An 18,289-nucleotide genomic window follows, 5' to 3' on the forward strand; every position below is an offset into this window, starting at 1 on the left:
GCACACAACGTCCGCTCTCTCAGGGGGCAGCCTTCACCCGGGAGACATCGGCGGAGGTGTAGGTTTCCCGTTCGGAGTCGTCGGGCAGGGCGAGGAACAGTTCCACCATGCGGGGGTCGAACTGGGTTCCCGCGCACCGCCGGAGTTCTGCCCGGGCCTCCTCGGGGCTGCGGGCCGGGCGCCATGGCCGGGGGGACGTCATGGCGTCGTAGGCGTGGACAAGGGCGAGCATGCGGCTCTCCAGGGGGATCTCCTCGCCCTTGAGGCCGAGGGGATATCCCGCCCCGTCCCACCGCTCGTGGTGGGCCAGGATCCACGGCGCGAGGGCCGCCAGGTCCTGGAAAGAAGCGACGATACGCGCCCCCGTCTCGGGGTGGCGGCGAATTTCTTTCCACTCTTCCGGCGCGAGGGGGCCCGGGCGGAGCACGATGGACTCGTCCACAGTGACCATGCCGATGTCGTGCCAGTGCGCGAGCGAGTGCAGAAGCTGCCGGGCCTCCCTGGGGATGCCGAGGGGCTCCGCCAGGGAGAGGAGGTTCTGTTCGAGACGCCGCATGTGCTCTCCGTCGCTGAATGCCCGGAGATCGAGCGCTCTCCGCAGGCGTTCCAGAAGGAAATGGCGGGACGTTTCCCGGCGGTCGTTCTTGGCCCGGTACATGTGGTCGTCCGCGGCGGCGAAGAGCGTCTCGATGCGGACCTCCCCGGCATTTCCCGAGGCGTGTCCCACGGAAATGGACAGGGGAAGGGCCGGATGGGACTCGTTGTGACGTTGCGTCTCCCGGAAGATGGTCTCCACGATGCGGGCCAGCGCGTCGCCGTCGCAGCGGGGAAGCAGGGCGGCGAATTCGTCTCCGCCGATGCGGGCCAGCACGTCGTTCTTGCGGAAAGCTCTTCGGAGGATGTGCGCGGTCTCGGCGAGAATGCGGTCTCCAACGGAATGTCCCATGGTGTCGTTGAGGAATTTCAGTCCGTCCAGATCGCAGATCACGATTCCTACGGGATCGTCCCGTCCGGCGCTGAGGCGGAGCAGCTCCTCGTCGAAGAAGGTACGGCTGTAGAGCCCCGTGAGGGGATCGTGGAGGCTGTAGAAGCGGAGTCGTTCCTCCAACTCCTTCTGGCGCGTCATGTCCACGATGAGCCCCCGGAATCCCTGGGGGCACCCCTCCGCGGAGATGGGGCGGAGATAGACCGCCAGGGGAAAGCGCGATCCGTCCCGGCGGAGTCCCGTGTACTCGCCGGGAGTAGGGTCGTCGTCGCCACGGAGTCGTTCGAGCATGCGGTTCCGGGCGCGTTCTCTGTCCTCGGGGGCGATGATGGAAAGGGCGTTGAACCCGCTCCGGAGCTCCTCCGGCGAATAACCGAGGGTGACTCCGGCGTTCTTGTTGACGAAAAGGACGGTCCCCTCCAGGTCCATTTCGAAGACCACCTGGGGAAGGGATTCGGCGAACTCCCGAAAACGGCGTTCGCTCGCCTCGAGGGCGCTCTGAACGGTCCGGATCTCCGTGATGTCCAGGAAGGACGTCACCTGTTGCCGCGAACCGGGAATGAGGTCGGTGCAGACGATCACGTCCAGGTACCTTCCCGTCCTGTCCGTCAGGCGCGTTTCGTAGCGCCGGGGAACGGTTTCCGGTGCGTTCTGCCGCCGGGAGGTCATCTCCAGGACTCGGGGCAGCTCTTCGGGGGGGACGAAGGTCGTCCAGAAAAGGCGGTGTTCCACCTCGTCCCTGGAGTGGCCCGTGAGACGGCAGAACTCCTCGTTGGCCATGACGACCCTTCCGTCCTCGTCGGTGAGGATCATGGCGCTTCCCGCGTTCTCGAAGATGGCCCGGTGCCGGGCCTCGGACTCGCCGAGTATCTCCAGGGCGCGTCGTCGCTCCGTCTCCTCCAGAAGCACTCCGTCCAGCCAGGTCTTTTCCGTCAGCTCGTCCTGTACGACTCGCCCCCGGTCGGAGATCCAACGCACGCTGCCGTCAGGGCGGACGATGCGGTATTCCAGCGTGAAAGGAAGTCCCTTCCGGCTGCTCTCGGCCACGCCGGTGCGCACCTTCTCCAGATCGTCGGGGTGAACGATCTCCGCGAAGCCCCGCCCGTTGACGCCGAGGAATTCCTCCGGATCGTAGCCGGTGATGTCCTGAAAGTGTCCGCTCAGATAGAGCTTCGTCCATGCGGCGTCGTTGCGGCTGCGGTACACCGCGCCGGGGATGTTGTTCGTCAGTGCCTGCAGACGTGTGGCATGTTCCCGCTCCCGGATCATGGACGTTTCCAGGGCGTCCATGAGGTCGTTCACGGAGTTCGCCAACATGGCGAGCTGGTCCTTTCCCTTCACGGTGACGCGCCGTCCCTGTTCCCCCGTTTCGCCGATGTACCGCAGCTCCTCCGTGAGGCGGAGGAGACGGGCGAGGACGAGTCGGTGCACGAGAAGATAGGCGAGAAGGGCGGTCACGAGTCCGGCGGCGAGAAAGGCCGGGAAGAAAGGGTAAGCCGGGGGCGTCTCCGGAGGAGGCGCTTGGGTGGAGAGCGGGGACAGGACGGACGGGGAGAGGGGGATTTTCGGAAGGACGCCTCTCTCGGGAGAACGCAGCACCTTCCCGATTCTCTCGAAAAGATCGGGAAGGACGGATCGTCGGGTGGCGGCTTCGCGGAGTGCTTCCGGAACGGCACGGGGATGCTCCGGAGAGAGGCCGCCGAAGAAGAGGCCGAGTCCGGCGAAGATCAGGATGCACATGCTGCCGAGAGCGAGAGCGAGGCGTCGTCGAAGTCCCATGTTCCTCCAGCCTCCAGTGGGCACATCCACCCTGGAGGGGCGGGATTTTTCCCGAAACACCAGGGCTTGGAAGACCAAAAGCCGTTTCATCATATCATGCTTCTTCCGGAAAATGGCATCTTTCTGAAAATATCTCGCCCCCGGATTTTCGAGCCGCCGCCGTCAAGCGCCATCAAAAATCGCCCCGTCGGCGACAGAAAGGATCGACCGACCCCAGCCGCAAACGCAGATGAACCGGACGAGGCGTCGGCATTCTTCGTCAAACCGGCGCGTCCTCCTGTGCGTCACATTTTCGCTCCTGCGCCATCCGACGCTTTTTCCGCAACCGAAAGAATTCTCCCCGGATGGTTCCGGGTCGTGGTGGAGGCAACGTTCCCTCCCGTGACCCGGGTGGAGAAGTGGAGCGGCTCGGGAAATTTTGCGGTTCCCGGAGCGCTGTGCCATAATCGAAAAGTGGAAGAATTCCGGGAGTTCCTCCGGACCGTGCGGAGGCGACGCCCCGGAGGAGACGACGCTCCGGGAGGGACGAGAATGAGATCTATCGCAGAACGGCGGGCTTTCCGGAAAAAACGCTCTCTCCGCCGTGCCGCTCCGCAGGAGCGAACCGGACATTCCGGAGCGGAAGCGCCATGATCTCCTTCTATCCCTGGCAGCTCGACGCCTGGTCCCGGATCGAGGGACAGAGCGCCGTGCTGGCGGCGCCCACGGGATCGGGCAAGACGCTGGTGGCCTATCTCTGGGCGGGGCTTCTGGACCGCGAAGGACAGACGCGCCGTCCGGAAGAGCGGGTGATTTTCACCGCCCCCATCAAGGCGCTTTCCAACGAACGCTATCTCGACCTCCGGGGGCTCGGCTTCGAAGTGGGGCTGGAGACGGGGGATTTCAAGAAGAACGCCGGTGCCCGGGTGCTCTGCTGCACCCAGGAGATCTACACCCTCAAGTACGCGGGTAAACCCGGCATCCGCCTGGTGGTGGACGAGTTCCACTACATCTTCACCGACAGCCGTCGGGCGCGCACCTATGTGGACGGCATCCGGGCCACCTCGCCGAATGTTCCCATTCTCGTCATGTCCGCCACCTTCGGCAATCCCGAACATGTCCGGAGCTATCTGGCCCGCGTCACCGGCCGTTCCTTCGCCCTCGTGGAGAACGAAGAGCGGGCCACGGAGCTTGTTTTCCGGGAGAAGCCCCTCGTCCGTCCCGGCGAGGTGCGGGATGCGCTGGTCTTCGTCTTCTCCCGGGAGGGCGTGAAGGAGCTGGCGGAGCAGATCGCCGGGGTGCGGCGCCCTCTGCCCCGGGAGATGCTCGACCGGCTTGAGGAGATGGCCCGCATCTTCGGCGTGGCGGAGCTGCCGCCGCCGCTCTACAAGGGGGTCGGCCTCTACCACGGCAGCCTGCTCCCCAAGGAGAAACTCCTCGTGGAGACTGCCTTCCGGGAGCGTATTCTCGACGTGGTGGTGGGGACGAACGCCCTTGCGCTGGGGGTGAACCTTCCGGCGGAGACGGTGGTCTTCGCCCAGCTCGCCTGGTACCACGACGACCGCCCCCTGTCCCGGAACGAGTTCCTGCAGATGGCGGGGCGGGCGGGCCGGAAGGGACACTTCGACACGGGCTACGTCACCTGGATCGCGGACAGCCCCTGGGAGAACCGGAACTTTCTCATCGACGACCTCTACCGGGACCTGCTCTTCCGCACTCCCGAGCCGGCCCGGATTGACCTTGCGCCCGCCTTCGGACGCCTGCTCCGGGAGGAGACCACTCCTTCCAGCGAGGCGGAGACGGTGGCCTTCGGTTCCCTCCCCGAGCGGGACTACCGGGACGTGTACACCGAGATCCGCGCAGCCCTCCGCTCCGTGGACCGCTGGGTGAAGCGCCTCGTGCCGCACCACCTCCGGCGCCGCTTCCGGGCTGTGCTGGGGGACATCTGGTTCGAGGAGATGGAGGTGGGCGAGAACCTCCAGATGGCCTGGCTCTTCTGCGAGGAGGGGCGTCCCTCCTCCCTCGCCGCCGCGACGATCGTGGAGCGGTACGAGCGAAATCGCCTCCAGGCACTGCTGAAGATCAAGCGTTTCGCCAATGCCCTCCCCGAGGGATACTCCTTCGCCCGCATGGGAGAGCTGGAGGCGGAGGTGGAGCGTATTGACGAGACGGTGTTCACCTTCGAGGAATGTCTCCAGGAGATCTCCGAAAGCCGCTCCGAAACGCCCTTGCCTCGCCCGGAACTCCTCCGGGAGAAAACCCGGAGCGCGTCGGGAAAACGGAAAGGGAGGGGCGCTCCCGGCCGCCCCGATGGCGCGGGATCCGACGCGACGCCGGAGGCTTCTGTCGGCGGTGGGACGTCGCCTTCTCCGGAAGAACCGCGGGGAGACGCGAAGAAGGGAAAAGACTCCCCCAAGGGCAAGAAAAAGAAAGGAAAGAGCGGCGAGGTGCCCCAGGGGGCGTTTTATTCCCCCAGCCGTTCGCCGAAGAGGCGCCCCCGTTCCCGAAGACGGAGCGGCGGGCGTTAGGACAGAAGGGAGGAGTGCGTCATGCCTTACGCCTATTCCCAGTACGTGCTGGCTCTGCGGAATGCCTGCCTCGACCTGAAACAGCGGGGGGACGATCTCGACGCCGCGAATGCCCAGGTCAGGAAGGATGCCGCCAAGTTCCTCACCGCCATGGCCCGGGTGGTGGCGATGGGAGAGCGGGACGTCGCCTTCGCCTACGAGGGCGTTTCCTTCTCCATCGTCGGAGACGACCAGGACCGCTACACCTGCACGCCGAGCTTTCGGGGGGACGATGCGGCACTGAAGGAGCTGGCGGAGCGTTTTTCCGGCGATGTGGATCTCGCTCTGGCGGTGTTCCTTCTCGCCCATTCGGGAGAAATCATGCTCCAGTGCATCGAGGCCGTTCAGGACAAGCGACGCCTTCTGGAACACGAGAAGGACGCCCTGGAGGAGGCGCTCTCCGAAGAGCGGTAGCGGGCGAGCGCCGGATCGCGCCGAAGGGTCTGTCCGGTTCGATCCTGGGTACTTGTGCTAAAAAAGATTATCGGCCCGGGGACATTGCATCCCCCGGGCCGATACTCTTTCCGTTCAGACCTCCTGTGGTGGCGGAGGGGCTTTTTCCGCGGAAGGCGGTGTTTCGCCATCCCGGCCCGGCCGGGGGGCTTGTTCCGGGTTCTCGAAGCGGAGTTCCAGGGGGCGGGGCGTGTGCAGGTGCAGATCTCTCTGGGGGAAGGCGATGGAGATGCCCTCCGCCCTGCAGCGCTCCAGAATGCGGAAGCGCAGGTCGCTGGCGACGCGCATCCCCACGCCGATGTTCATGTCCACCCAGAAGTAGAGGTCGAAAAGAAGCGCGCTGTCGCCGAAATCCTGAAAGACCACGAAGGGCGCGGGTTTTTTCTGGATCTTCAGATGGCTCCTCACGATGTCGAGGAGCAGGGCCTCCACTTTCTCCGCGGGCGAATCGTATCCCACGCCGACGGTGAGCTTGTTTCGGGTGATCTTGTCCGAGAGGGTCCAGTTGGTGATCTGGTTCGTGAAGAACACGTTGTTGGGCATCATGACTTCCTTGTTGTCGAAGGTACGGAGAATGGTGTAGCGAGCCCCGATCTCCTGCACCGTGGCGGTGATACCGTTCACCTCGATGACGTCCTGAGTGCGGAAGGGTTTGTGCAGCAGCAGGAAGAACCCCGTCACCATGTTGGCGAAGAGGTCCTTCAGCCCGAGACCGAGGCCTACCGAGAAGGCGCTGAAGATGATCGTGAAGGCCGTGAGAGGGATGTTCACCATCTTGAGGGTGGAGAGAAAGACGATGATCACCAGCACGTAATAGATGATGCGCTGGATCGCCGCGGCGGCGTCCCGTTCGATCTCGAAGCGGCGACGGAGCTTTTTGTTCAGCCAGCGCGTTCCCGCCTTGGCGCCCCAGAGGCCGAGGAAGAAGATGGCGAAGGCGAGGATCACTTTCCGCACCGTCACGGCACGGTTGTCGATGACCCAGAGCTCCATGTTCCAGATGCTCATCACCCGGTCCTGCCAGAGGATGTTCACCCGTTCCTTGATGTTCAGCCCTCTGTAGTGCTTCTCCAGATTCTCAAGAAGGCGCTGATAGCGCTGGCTCGCCAGGAGAAGCAGGGACAGGTGCTCTCCGTTGTCCGCTGCCAGATCCCGCAGTGCCCGGAGTTCGCCTCGGAGCTGGGGGGACACGAGGCGGTAAAAGGGAAGCGCTTCGTTGTCCTCCTCGCGCTGAAGAGCGGTGATGCGACTCTGGAGCGTCACCTGGTATCCCTGGAAGAACCGGATGGAGTGCTCCAGTGTTGCAATCTCGCTCCGGAGAGCCTCGACGTTCTTTCTGATGTTCTCCGTGTCCGTTTCCTTGCCCTTTTCCCGGTCTGCGATGTACTGGTAGCGGATGCGCCAGATCGCCTCGAAGTCCGAGAGAATGCCCAATCGGCCCTCCGAGTACTCCAGTGCGCGCTGATAGTACTCCCGGAAGGCGTCGAGGGTCTTCGCCAGTGCGGTTGTGACGATCTTGTCCTGGTCCGTCACGGCTTCCGCAGCGAGCGTCTGCGCCCGCATGGCGACCCGTTCCACCCGGTTGCGTTGTTCCATCAGTGAGGCGATGCGCTTGCGGAGGTTTTCCATGCGGGTCTGCAGTGCCTGAACCTGTTTGTCCAGATCCTCCTGGTCGAAGTGCACGTTCTCGCTGATCCAGCTTGCGGTCCGGGTGAGAATTTCCCGGGTGACCGCGACGATCTCCTGCTCCAGTTTCTGGTTCTCCACGGCCCTGGTGAGCTGTTCGAGATTGGCGTTTCCCAGTTCCTGCAGGAGCTGGAGTCGTTCCGATCGCCATTCCATGCGCTTTCGTTCCGTCGGGTCCGACGTTCCCTTCTCCTTTTGTTCGGCCAGAGCCCGTTGTTGCCGGGCGATGTCGTCGAGCCGGGCTTTCAGCGTTTCGAGGGATGTGGTGGACATGGAGAGGGACATGGTGATGGAATCCCGCCGTTGGGCGAGCGTGTCCAGCTGGTCCAGGTAGCCGTCGTAGAAGGAGAGCGTGAAGGGCGGTTGTTGGGGGACGTCGAGCGTTCCTGCGGCGAGTTTTTCCCTGAGGGAGCCCAGTTCCTTCTGGAGGACCGTCCGATCCTCCAGAGCGAGTTTGATCCGGCGAAGATAGGCGGCATTTTCTCTGAGGATGGCAACGCGCTGCCGCAGTTCGTCCAGAGAGACGCCCAAAGCGTCCGCGGTAGCGGAGGAAACGGCGTTTTCCGCGGCGACGATGCGTCGTTCCACGTCCTCGATGCGTTTCTGAAGGATGTCTGCGGAGGTCGGAGATGACGGGGCGGCTGCTTGTGTCGGTGCCGCGGGGGATTGCGCCGCAGGGGAAGGCTCTTCCGCGGCGGCGCCTGCGCGCAAGAGTCCTGCAAGAAGAAGCACGAGCGCAAGGAAAGAAAGAGAGAGGTTGCGAGGCGCAGGGGCGCAGGAACCGGTCCGGTTCTGCGTGGGGAAGGAGCGGACCATGGCAAAACCTCCTTCGCGAAGAACGGATAATCCTACCATACCCCAGGAGGGGCGCGAACGCAACAACGTTTGTTTCCGGCCGCATCGATCCGTATAATCATCGGGGGTCCATTTTCGGGCACTTCCGGGGAGCGTCGTGAACGAAACACCAGGGCGTTCCGGAGATGCCGGGAAGCCCCGGAGAAGCGTGCGCAGGAGAACGGTTTCATCGGCGACGGAGTCGAAGAAGGCGAACGGGGTTTCAGAGGAATCCGGGAAATCCGGAACGCACGAAAGGAAGGATTACGGTGGTACAGAGACGGTTGTTTCTGGGCGGTACGGTGGAGGCGGGGCGGGGCGTGTCCGTGCAAAACGCGGCGGTGCTCGTGGAGGATGGAAAGGTGCGGGAGATTCTGCCCGCCGAAGAGGCGGCGGCGCGTTTTCCGGACGTTCCGGCGGAGGGCGGTCCGGAAATCTGGATCACTCCGGGGCTGATCGACGCACACACGCACCTTGGGGTCTATTGCGAGGGCTTTCCCGAGGACATGGAGGACGCCAACGACATGACGGACCCCGTGCTGCCTCACCTGCGCATTCTGGACGCCATCTACCCCGGCGACACGGGGTTCGACGACGCCCTCGCGGGGGGAGTCACCTGCGTGCAGGTCCTTCCCGGCAGCGGCAACGTGCTCGGCGGACAGGGGGCGGTGATCAAGACGCGGCGGGATGTGACGGACCGCATGGTGGTCCGGGCTCCCTCGTCCATGAAAGCCGCCCTGGGAGAGAATCCCATCCGGGTTTACAAGAGCAAGGGCAAGCTTCCCAACACGCGCATGGGCAATGCGGCGCTCCTGCGGAACAGTTTCGTCGAGGCGCTGAACTATCGGCTCAAACGGGAGAAGGCCGCCGCCAAGGGCGAATCGGAAGAGCGGCATCTCGCCCGGGAGGCGCTCCTGCCCGTGCTCGACGGGGAGTTGCCCCTCTGTGTGCACGCCCATCGGGCGGACGACATCGTCACGGCCCTGCGCATCGCCAGGGAGTTCGATCTCCGGATCACCCTGGAGCACTGCACGGAAGGCCACCTCATCGCGCCCTTCCTGGCGGAGCAGAGGGCCAGGGCGGCGGTGGGTCCCACCCTCACGGGGAAACCCAAGATCGAGCTGCGGTTCAAGACCTGGGACACGCCGCTCGCGCTCCATCGTGCGGGGGTGCACTTCTGCATCATCACGGACCATCCCGTGGTGCCCATCGAGCACCTCTCGGTCTGCGCAGCCCTCGCCGTCCGGGCGGGGCTTCCCCGGGAAGAGGCGCTCCGGGCGGTGACGCTCTCCGCGGCGGAACACCTCGATCTCGCGGATCGTCTCGGCTCGCTCGATCCGGGCAAGGACGCGGACCTGGCCCTCTGGGACGGGGATCCTCTGGATGCGCGAAGCAGGGTCGTGACCACCGTCATCGACGGCGAGCCGGTCTGGCGGCGGGGATAGCATCCGGCGGCACCCCTGTCCGATGGAGCGAAAAGCGCCCGCGTGCGCGCACGAATGATGCTCCGACGGTCTCTCCCGCGGCGGTGTGGACAATTTCCGCCGCGGGCCTCGCACTCCGGGTTTTTCCGGGAAGGCTAGAGCGGCTCCGCCAGGGCGAGGGCGCAGGCAAGGAGCACATTCGCGCCCCGGACGAGATCCTCCGGGGCGGAGTACTCCTTTGGGGTGTGGCTCACGCCGCCGACGGAGGGAATGAAGAGCATCGCCGCAGGGCAGACCGGGGCCAGAAGCTGGGCGTCGTGTCCGGCGCCGCTCCGCATGCGGCGGTAGGTGCACCCCCGTTCCCGGGCGCCCTGCTCCACCAGGGCGACGAGGGTCGGGTCGAAGCGCACGGGAAGGGCGTTCGTCACCTGTTCGAGGCGGTATTCGAGTCCGTTCCGGAAGGCCACGCTCCGCACCAGTTCCTCCACGAGGATCTTGCCCCGTTCGAACCGCTCGGGGTCATAGCTGCGGAAATCGAGGGTGAAGCGGGCGCCCCCGGGCACGACGTTGATCACGTCCGGCTCGGGAGCGCAGCGCCCCATGGTGGCCACCGAGCCGTCCCCGAGTTCTTCCGCAAGAGCCCGGACCGCCAGGGCGAGGTCCGCCGCCCCGAGCAGGGCGTCCTTGCGGAGCACAAGGGGCGTGCACCCCGCATGGGCGGCCTGTCCCAGAAAGAACCCCTGCCACCAGGCAATGCCCTGCACGCCCTCCACCACGCCGATCTGGAGATCCTCCGCCTCAAGGATGGGGCCCTGTTCCACGTGGAGTTCCAGGTACTTGCCCGGAGCCACCCGGTCCGTTCCCGCGTAGCCGTCGCGGTCCAGCTCTTCTCCCACGGAGATGCCCGCGTCGTCCCGCTTTGTCCGGGCCTCTTCCAGAGAGAGTGCTCCCGAAAGAATCATGCTCCCCATCATGTCCGGCTGAAAACGGGCGCCCTCTTCGTTGACGAAGTTCGCCACCGCCAGGGGGTGTCTCGTGGCGATGCCCAGATCGTCGAGGGTGCGGAGCACCTCCAGTCCGGCCAGCACGCCGTAGGCACCGTCGTAGGGTCCCGCCTGATGCACCGTGTCCAGGTGGGAGCCCATCGTGATCGGAGCGTTCTCGCCCTCCCCGCCCGGGCGGACGCCGAAGATGTTTCCCGCGGCGTCGATGCGGCAGACGTATCCCGACGCGGCGAGCTCGTCCAGAAAGAACTGTCTGGCCTGTCTGTCCTCGTCGGAGAAGGCCAGGCGCGTGATGCCCGCCTCTTCGCCGTTCCACCCGATGCGCCCCAGCCGCTCCAGGCTTTGCAGGAGCCGGGGGCCGTTCACGACAAGGTCCTGTCCTCTCGCGGTTCTCTTCATGGTTGTTTCTCGCCCTCTCTTCGGTGATTTTTGTGGGTCGGCCGTGTCAAACCCAACGGGGCGCGGCGGCTTCCCGGGAGATTTCCGCCGGGGCGCCTTTCTCCGTTCGCCGCCGTTGTGTGCGTTCCGTTCGCAAAAAGATCGTTCCGGCAGTCCTTCGCGGCGCGTCTCCGGTTGTGTCGGGGGGCTTCGAAAGAGAAGCAGTCTTCCCTTTCGGGCATGGCGTTCTCGGGAGTCTCCGGAAAAACGCGATCTTTTCCGGCCGGTGCGTTCTCAAAGTATATCGAAGATACGGGAAATGGTAAGATGACACACGCGCCGGTCGAGAGAAATCCGGGCGCAGATTTTCCGAAAGAGGGCAGGTGGAGAACGATGCAGTTGCTGCACTATATGGACCCCGAGCTGGCCGCGGCCATCGAGGGAGAGAAGGCCAGACAGAATCTCACCATTGAGCTCATCGCCTCGGAGAATTTCGTTCCCGAGGTGATCCTCGAAGCCCAGGGGTCGGTACTGACGAACAAATACGCCGAGGGCTACCCGGGGAAACGCTATCACGGAGGCTGCCGTTTCGTGGACGTGGTGGAGAGCCTCGCCACCACCCGGGCCAAGGCTCTTTTCGGCGCGGAGCACGCCAACGTGCAGCCCCATTCGGGGGTGAACGCGAACCTCGCGGTGTTTCTGGCCGTCCTCAATCCCGGGGATACCATCCTCGGCATGGATCTACGCCACGGGGGACACCTGTCCCACGGAAGCAAGGCGAACATCTCCGGCAAGTTCTTCGTCACCGAGGGATACGGCGTGAGCCGGGAGACGGGGTGTCTCGACTACGACGAGGTGGCGGACATCGCCCGCAGGGTGCGTCCCCGTCTGCTCATCGCCGGCGCCAGCGCCTATCCGCGGACGCTCGATTTCCCGCGCCTCGCCGCCGTCGCCCGGGAGGTGGGGGCCTACTTCCTGGTGGACATGGCCCACATCGCCGGACTCGTCGCGGCAGGGATCCATCCGAGCCCCGTGCCGCACGCGGATTTCGTGACCTTCACCACCACCAAGACGCTCCGGGGCGCCCGGGGCGGTGTGATCCTCTGCCGGAAGGAGTTCGCCGCCGCGGTGGACAAGGCCATCTTTCCGGGTATTCAGGGCGGCCCCATTCCCCAGATCATGGCGGGCAAGGCCCTCACGTTCAAACTCGCCGCCACCGAGGCCTTCCGCGAGTACGCCCGCGGGGTGACGGCCTGTGCGGCGGCGTTGGCGAAACGCCTTCAGGAACGGGGTTTCGCCCTCGTGTCGGGCGGCACGGACAATCATCTTTTCCTCGTGGATCTGCGGAACACGTCTCTCACGGGCCGGGAGGCGGAGATGCGGTTGGAAAAGGTGGGCATCACGGTGAACATGAACCTGATTCCCTTCGATCCCCGAAAGCCCACGGAGACGAGCGGCATCCGCGTCGGTACGGCCGGTGTGGCGAGCCGCGGATTTTCCGTGGCGGATGTGGAGATCGTGGGGGACATCATGGCCCGCATGCTCGCTCCGGAGGCGCCGGGGGAGGATGAACAGGCGCGCCTGCGGGAACAGGTGCTGGAACTCTGTCTGGCCCATCCGCTCTACATGTCCCGGTCCGAGCTGGCGGCGTCGCCCTTTCTCGGTACGGATATTTTGGGAACCGGCGGGGAATCCGCCTAGCGTTTCTGAGTCGTCGCTTTTTTCGGGGTGCTGCTTCAGGGTGTTTCTTCGGGGGCACTCTCCGGCGGCTTCGCGGTGCGCATTCTCCGGCAGAAAGCGCACCGCGGTAAGGCGGAGCGGAACGTCCCTTCCCGAGGAGGCGCGAGGTCGCAAAGGGAGCTTGCGTGTGCCGCACGGGAGGCGTTATTGTGGGTGTCGCACGCCGCACTGGAACGGGGGGAAAGGAAGGTCTTTCATGGAAGCGGAACGCAAGCGGTGGAGCGGGGATGTGCGGACGATCCTTCTGGCTGATGCGGCCATGTTCGTCATCGCCGTGTTCTGGGGATCCGGCTTCGGAGTGAGCTCCTGGCTTCTCAAGACCCTCTCCCCCATGTGGCTTCTGGCGGTGCGCTTCACGCTGAGCGCCCTGTTTCTCGCCTGCGTGCTGTGGCGGCGCATGGCCGCCCTGGACCGGAAGCAGATGGTGCTTGCCGGAGGGCTCGGCGTCTTTCTAGGGTTTGTTTTCTTCGCCCACATCTTCGGACTGCAGCTTACCACGGCGGGGAAGCAGTCCTTCATCGCCGGATCGAACGTGGCCATGGTTCCCTTTCTCTACGCGCTCCTCTATCGGCGATGGCCCGGGGCGGTGGCCACGGTGGCGGCGCTGCTCACCACGGCGGGACTGCTCGTCATGGCCTTTACCCCCTCCATGGTCTGGGGGATGGGGGACGGTCTCTCCCTGCTGCTTGCCCTGGGCATCGCCCTCCACGTGCTCATCGTCGGGAACCTGAGTCGCCGCATGGATCCCGTGGGACTCACGGGGGTGCAGATGGCGGTGACGGCGGTCTTTCTGGTGCTTGCGGCGGCGCTCTTCGAGCCGATGCCGCACTTCGGGGCGCTGCCTCCGAAGATATGGGGCGGCGTGGTCTACGTGGCGCTCTGCGTCACCGCCATCCCTTTTCTGGTGCAGAACGTGGCGCAGCGGTACAGTCCGGAGATCCACGCGGCGATCCTGCTCTCCCTGGAGAGTCCCTTCGGCTACGTCATCGCTCTTCTGCTGGGGCAGGAGGTGCTCAATGCCCAGGTCGTCCTCGGCGGTGTGGTGATCCTCTCGGGGGTGCTTCTCGCCGAATCGGAGCCGTTTCTCCGGCGTTTCTTCTCCCGGGCGGAGGCGACGGGGAGCTGATGCATTCCCATGGGGTATGGGGTATCATGACGGGGCGAAAGAGCGGGACGGCATGGAAACGGAACGGTTCGGCACGGCGATGGAGCCGGTGAGGCGGGCAGTGTTCCGTCCTCTCGTCCGGAAGAACACGCTCCGCCGCTCCGGCCTGTTCCAAGGGGATGGAGTTCCCCGAAGAAATGCCCTCCAGGGGGCTGATGACTCCTGACACGTACGGGAAATGCGGCACCGAAGGCGGTGCCGGTGGTGTGTCGGGAGGTGGTTGTATGACATTTTCAAGCATTCTCTTCAGAACCGAAGCGGAGAGAAAGAAAGCGGGCCGGGCTCCGGAGTGCTTCACCGACCTGAATCTCGATCAGGTGGTGGAGGCGATCACGGAAGCGTATGGAGAGTACGATCTGGCGTCCTTTTTTTATGTGCCCCTCGAAGGGCTCGACGCGATTCGGTACCGCCACGACGTGATGAAGGACCTTGAAAAGGAGGGAACGGCCCGGATTTTCCGCACCTTCGCCGAGGGCATGCGGCACGTGCGAACCTGCCTCGCCCGGGAAAAGAAGATGTATTACGCGCTCCAGAAGCAGCGGTGGTTTCTGGAGGCGGTTTTTGTGTACTGCCACACCCTGGGTGCTCTCGAAGGAGCGCTTCGCGCCGCTCGCCCCGCGTCGGAAGGCCTTTCCGCCCTGCTCGCCTTTCTCGAAGCGTATCTCCGCTCCGCGCCCTTCCAGTCCCTCGCCTCAGAGGCGGCGGGACTGAGGGAAGAGCTTGCGGCGGTGCGCTATTCCCTTTTTCTCAAGGGGAGCACGATCCGCGTGCGCCCCTACGAGGGCGAGGACGACTACAGCGCCGAGGTGGAGGCGACTTTCGCCAGATTCAGGCAGGGCGCGGCGAAGAGCTACCTCTCGTCCTTTCCCGAGGATGCGAGCATGAACCACGTGGAGGCCAAGATTCTGGACTGCGTGGCGGAGCTGAATCGGGATCTCTTCGATCGGGTGGGACATTTTTCCGAGGCGAACCGATCGTTTCTGCACGAGACGATTCGCGTCTTCGACCGGGAGATCCACTTCTATCTGGCTGTTCTGGACTATGTCCGGCGCTTCGCCGCCGCGGGGCTCGCCTTCTGCTATCCCGAGATGAGCGATGTCTCGAAGGAGTGCTACGCCGAAGATCTTTTCGACGTGGCGCTGGGGCAGAAGCTCGTCTCCCGGGGGGAAGAGATGGTGCGCAACAGCTTTCGCCTGGAGGGGGAGGAGCGCATCTTCGTCGTCTCCGGGCCGAATCAGGGAGGCAAGACTACCTTCGCCAGAGCCTTCGGCCAGGTGCATTATCTAGCGGCCCTGGGCTGCCCCGTTCCCGCGGCGAAGGCCCGCCTGTTCCTCGCCGACCGGGTCTTCACCCATTTCGAGAGGGAGGAGAACCTGGAGGATCTCCGGGGAAAACTTCAGGACGACCTTGTGCGGATCCGGGACATTCTCGACCGGGCCACGGGGAGGAGCGTCATCGTGCTCAACGAGATTTTTTCCTCCACCACCCTGGCGGATGCCCGCACTCTGGGGCGGAGGGTTCTGGAGAGGATCATGGAGCTGGACGCACTGTGCGTGTGCGTGACCTTCATCGACGAACTCTCCCTGTTGGGTGCGAGGACGGTGAGCATGGTGAGTTCCATCGTGCCGGGGGATCCCACCAGGAGGACCTTCACGATCCGCCGGGCCCCCGCGGACGGTCTGGCCTACGCACTTTCCCTGGCCGAGAAGTACCGGCTCACCTCACGGGCGCTTGCGGAGCGCATCCGATCATGAAAATCTTTTTGCTGTATCGGGATCGTAACGTCGTTCTCCGGCAACGGGATGTGCCCTATAATCTCCATGACCTGGAGGAAGATCTGGATGTGGATGTCCTCACGGGTGCCATGGCCCTGGAAGACCCGTTTCTCCGGGACGTGGCGAGGAGTGTCTTTTTCGAGACACTGTCCGATCTCTCCGTTCTCGCCTATCGGCAGGCCGTTCTGGAGGATTGTCTGCGGAACGCGGCGACGGTGCGGGAGCTGTACGCGCTCGCCGTGGAGGCCATCGAAGGGGAGAAAAAACAGTATTTCGGCATCTTCGGAAAATATCCCGGATCGATTCTGCGACGGTCCGTCGATGTGCTCCGCCTGTTCACGGGCATTCTGAAAAAGGTGCGCCGCATTGCCGACGAGAGGGAGGGTTCGTTCGCCTCCGAGGGATTCCGTTCTCTCTTCGGCATGCTCAAGGGCGAATTGGACGATGCCTACTTCCGTGCCGTGGAGGCACACCTGGAGGTCCTTCTGTTCCGCCGGGGGATGCTCGTCAGTGCGGGACTCGGCGAGGGAAGCAGAGGACGGGACTATGTGCTCCGGAGGCCGAAAGCGGAGGACCGGGGATGGCTGGGGCGTCTTTTCCGGAAAAGGACGCGGGAATACGCGTTCACCATCAGCGACAGGGATGAGAGCGGCGCCAGGGCGCTGTCGGAGCTTAAGGAGCGGGGGATCAATCTCGTGGCGAACGCCCTCGCCCAGTCCGTGGAGCACGTGCTCGCCTTTTTCGTCGCCCTGCGCACCGAACTGGCTTTTTACGTGGGATGTCTGAACCTGTACGAGCATCTTGCGCGGAAGGGACTGCCCGTGTCCTTTCCGTCGCCTCTTTCCGCAAAGGAAGCGCGGCATTCCGCCCGGGGGCTGTATGATGTCTGTCTCGCCCTGAAACTGGAGAGCGGCGTGGTGTGCAACGACCTGGACGCCGACGGAAAGCGGCTCGTGGTGATCACCGGGGCCAACCAGGGCGGAAAGTCCACGTTTCTGCGCGCTCTCGGAGTTGCGCAACTGATGATGCAGTGCGGCATGTTCGTTCCCGCCGCGTTTTTCCGCGCAAGCGTCTGCTCCGGTGTCCACATCCACGGCAAGCGGCGGGAGGACGTGACCATGAAGAGCGGGAAGTTCGACGAGGAACTCGACAGGATGAGTTCCCTCGTGGACAACCTGGCTCCCGGCGCTCTTGTGCTCTTCAACGAGTCCTTTGCGGCGACGAACGAGAGAGAGGGATCGGAGATCGCCGGGCAGATCGTTTCCGTGCTGGTGGAAAAGGGAATGCGCGTCGTCTTCGTCACGCATCTGTATGAATTTGCCCGGTGCTTCTACGAGAAAAGGTCCGAAACGATGCTGTTTTTGCGGGCGGAGAGGTGCTCCGGAGGAGAGCGGACGTTCCGGATCACCGAGGGAGAGCCTCTCCGGACGAGTTTCGGCGATGACCTGTACCGCCGGATCTTCTGCGAACGAGAGGCGGTCGGTACGGAGTTCTCCGGAGAAGTCGGGGAGCACGGAACCGGAGATGTGGATGGCGTTGCGAAGTGCTCCGACGGAGACTCCTGAAGAAATCCCGAGGAACGTTTTCTGCGTGGGAAATGCGGACCGGGCGCGGCGATGTCCCCGGCTGCGTCTCGGGAAACGGGTGCGCACGGAGCGAGGAACGTGGCGGCGGCCTGCGTCTCCAGGTCGCGGAAACAGCACTGACGACAGCAGACAACGAAAACAAAGGAGGTTGTTCGATACCATGAAACTCGTCAAGTTCACCCCCCCCGGCAGCGCTGCCCTGTGGGGCATTCTGGAGGAAGAACGCATCATCGTCACCAACGGCCCGGGGGGCGAGCGCACGGGCAACAACTATGCCCTGGACAAGGTGGTTCTGAAGGCTCCGGCGAACCCCACGAAGATCGTTTGCGTGGGGCGGAACTACGTGGATCACATCAAGGAGATGGAGAACGACGCGGAGAACCTCCCCAAGGAACCGGGTCTCTTCCTCAAGGCGCCCAACGCGCTTGCGGATCCCGGCGAGAGCGTCCCCTATCCGCCCTTCACCAAGGAGTTCCATTACGAGGGAGAGCTGGCGGCGGTGGTGGGATGCGTGCTCAAGAACGTCTCCGAGGACGAGGTTTTGCGGTGTGTGCTGGGCTACACCATCGGCATCGACCTCACCGCCCGGGAGTGCCAGCGGAACGATCTGCAGTGGACCAGGGCCAAGTCGTCGGACAAATTCTGCCCCCTCGGCCCCTGGATCGAGACGGATCTCGATCCCCGGGACGTGGGGATCCGCACGGTCGTGAGCGGCCGGGTCGCCCAGGACTCCCGCACGTCCCTGATGATTTTTCCCGTGGCACGCATTCTGAGCTACATCTCCTCCTTCATGACCCTCTATCCCGGCGACGTGGTCCTCACGGGAACGCCCAGCGGAGTGGGTCCCCTCCAGCGGGGGGACGAGATCGCCGTCACCGTTGAAGGTGTGGGAACCCTGGTGACGCGCATTTCCTGAGGAGCCTCGGGGCATCGG

General features: G+C 64.3%; 11 protein-coding genes and 1 riboswitch. Of the genes, 8 read left to right on the forward strand and 3 right to left on the reverse strand.

Features of this window, described 5'->3' with window-relative positions; genetic code table 11:
* Positions 1-19: 19 nt before the first annotated feature.
* The gene (locus Q1K49_RS08310) at positions 20-2,857 is read right to left on the reverse strand and encodes a PAS domain S-box protein (RefSeq protein ID WP_300524967.1); all 2,838 of its coding nucleotides are present in this window, start codon (positions 2,855-2,857) and stop codon (positions 20-22) included.
* Positions 2,858-3,393: 536 nt separating this feature from the next.
* Here Q1K49_RS08310 and Q1K49_RS08315 point away from each other — a divergent pair.
* Both Q1K49_RS08315 and Q1K49_RS08320 read left to right on the forward strand, forming a co-directional pair.
* Complete coding sequence (locus Q1K49_RS08315; RefSeq protein ID WP_300524969.1) at positions 3,394-5,271, forward strand: DEAD/DEAH box helicase; 1,878 nt, start codon at positions 3,394-3,396, stop codon at positions 5,269-5,271.
* A gap of 21 nt (positions 5,272-5,292) precedes the next feature.
* Positions 5,293-5,724 (forward strand): hypothetical protein, encoded by a 432-nt coding sequence (locus Q1K49_RS08320; RefSeq protein ID WP_213692699.1) that lies wholly within the window; start codon positions 5,293-5,295, stop codon positions 5,722-5,724.
* A gap of 114 nt (positions 5,725-5,838) precedes the next feature.
* Here the strand turns inward: Q1K49_RS08320 and Q1K49_RS08325 are convergent, their stop codons facing one another.
* Complete coding sequence (locus Q1K49_RS08325; RefSeq protein ID WP_300524970.1) at positions 5,839-8,265, reverse strand: mechanosensitive ion channel domain-containing protein; 2,427 nt, start codon at positions 8,263-8,265, stop codon at positions 5,839-5,841.
* Between the two features lie 287 nt (positions 8,266-8,552).
* On the opposite strand from Q1K49_RS08325, the gene Q1K49_RS08330 reads away from it, so the two are divergent.
* On the forward strand, positions 8,553-9,728 hold the full coding sequence (locus tag Q1K49_RS08330) for an amidohydrolase (protein WP_300524973.1): 1,176 nt from the start codon (positions 8,553-8,555) through the stop codon (positions 9,726-9,728).
* A gap of 134 nt (positions 9,729-9,862) precedes the next feature.
* Here Q1K49_RS08330 and Q1K49_RS08335 read toward each other — a convergent pair whose 3' ends face one another.
* Complete coding sequence (locus tag Q1K49_RS08335; RefSeq protein ID WP_300524975.1) at positions 9,863-11,110, reverse strand: Zn-dependent hydrolase; 1,248 nt, start codon at positions 11,108-11,110, stop codon at positions 9,863-9,865.
* Between the two features lie 372 nt (positions 11,111-11,482).
* On the opposite strand from Q1K49_RS08335, the gene glyA reads away from it, so the two are divergent.
* The 5 genes from glyA (at position 11,483) to Q1K49_RS08360 (ending at position 18,271) form a co-directional block, all read left to right on the forward strand.
* Positions 11,483-12,790: a serine hydroxymethyltransferase gene (glyA, locus tag Q1K49_RS08340; RefSeq protein WP_300524976.1), complete on the forward strand. Its 1,308-nt coding sequence runs from the start codon at positions 11,483-11,485 to the stop codon at positions 12,788-12,790.
* Between the two features lie 235 nt (positions 12,791-13,025).
* Complete coding sequence (locus tag Q1K49_RS08345; protein ID WP_300524977.1) at positions 13,026-13,955, forward strand: DMT family transporter; 930 nt, start codon at positions 13,026-13,028, stop codon at positions 13,953-13,955.
* A gap of 145 nt (positions 13,956-14,100) precedes the next feature.
* Positions 14,101-14,166: riboswitch (Fluoride riboswitch) on the forward strand.
* 52 nt (positions 14,167-14,218) lie between these two features.
* Complete coding sequence (locus tag Q1K49_RS08350; protein WP_300524979.1) at positions 14,219-15,748, forward strand: hypothetical protein; 1,530 nt, start codon at positions 14,219-14,221, stop codon at positions 15,746-15,748.
* A complete protein-coding gene (locus Q1K49_RS08355) occupies positions 15,745-17,334 on the forward strand; it encodes a hypothetical protein (RefSeq protein WP_300524981.1) in 1,590 nt (529 codons plus the stop codon). The genes Q1K49_RS08350 and Q1K49_RS08355 overlap by 4 nt, the downstream gene beginning before the upstream one ends.
* Positions 17,335-17,515: 181 nt before the next feature.
* Positions 17,516-18,271 carry a fumarylacetoacetate hydrolase family protein gene (locus Q1K49_RS08360; RefSeq protein ID WP_300524983.1) on the forward strand — a complete coding sequence of 252 codons (756 nt, stop codon included), beginning with the start codon at positions 17,516-17,518 and terminating at the stop codon, positions 18,269-18,271.
* Positions 18,272-18,289 lie beyond the last annotated feature (18 nt).

The sequence above is a fragment of the Aminiphilus sp. genome (genome assembly GCF_029975095.1).
In the GTDB taxonomy this organism is placed as follows: Bacteria; Synergistota; Synergistia; order Synergistales; family Aminiphilaceae; genus Aminiphilus.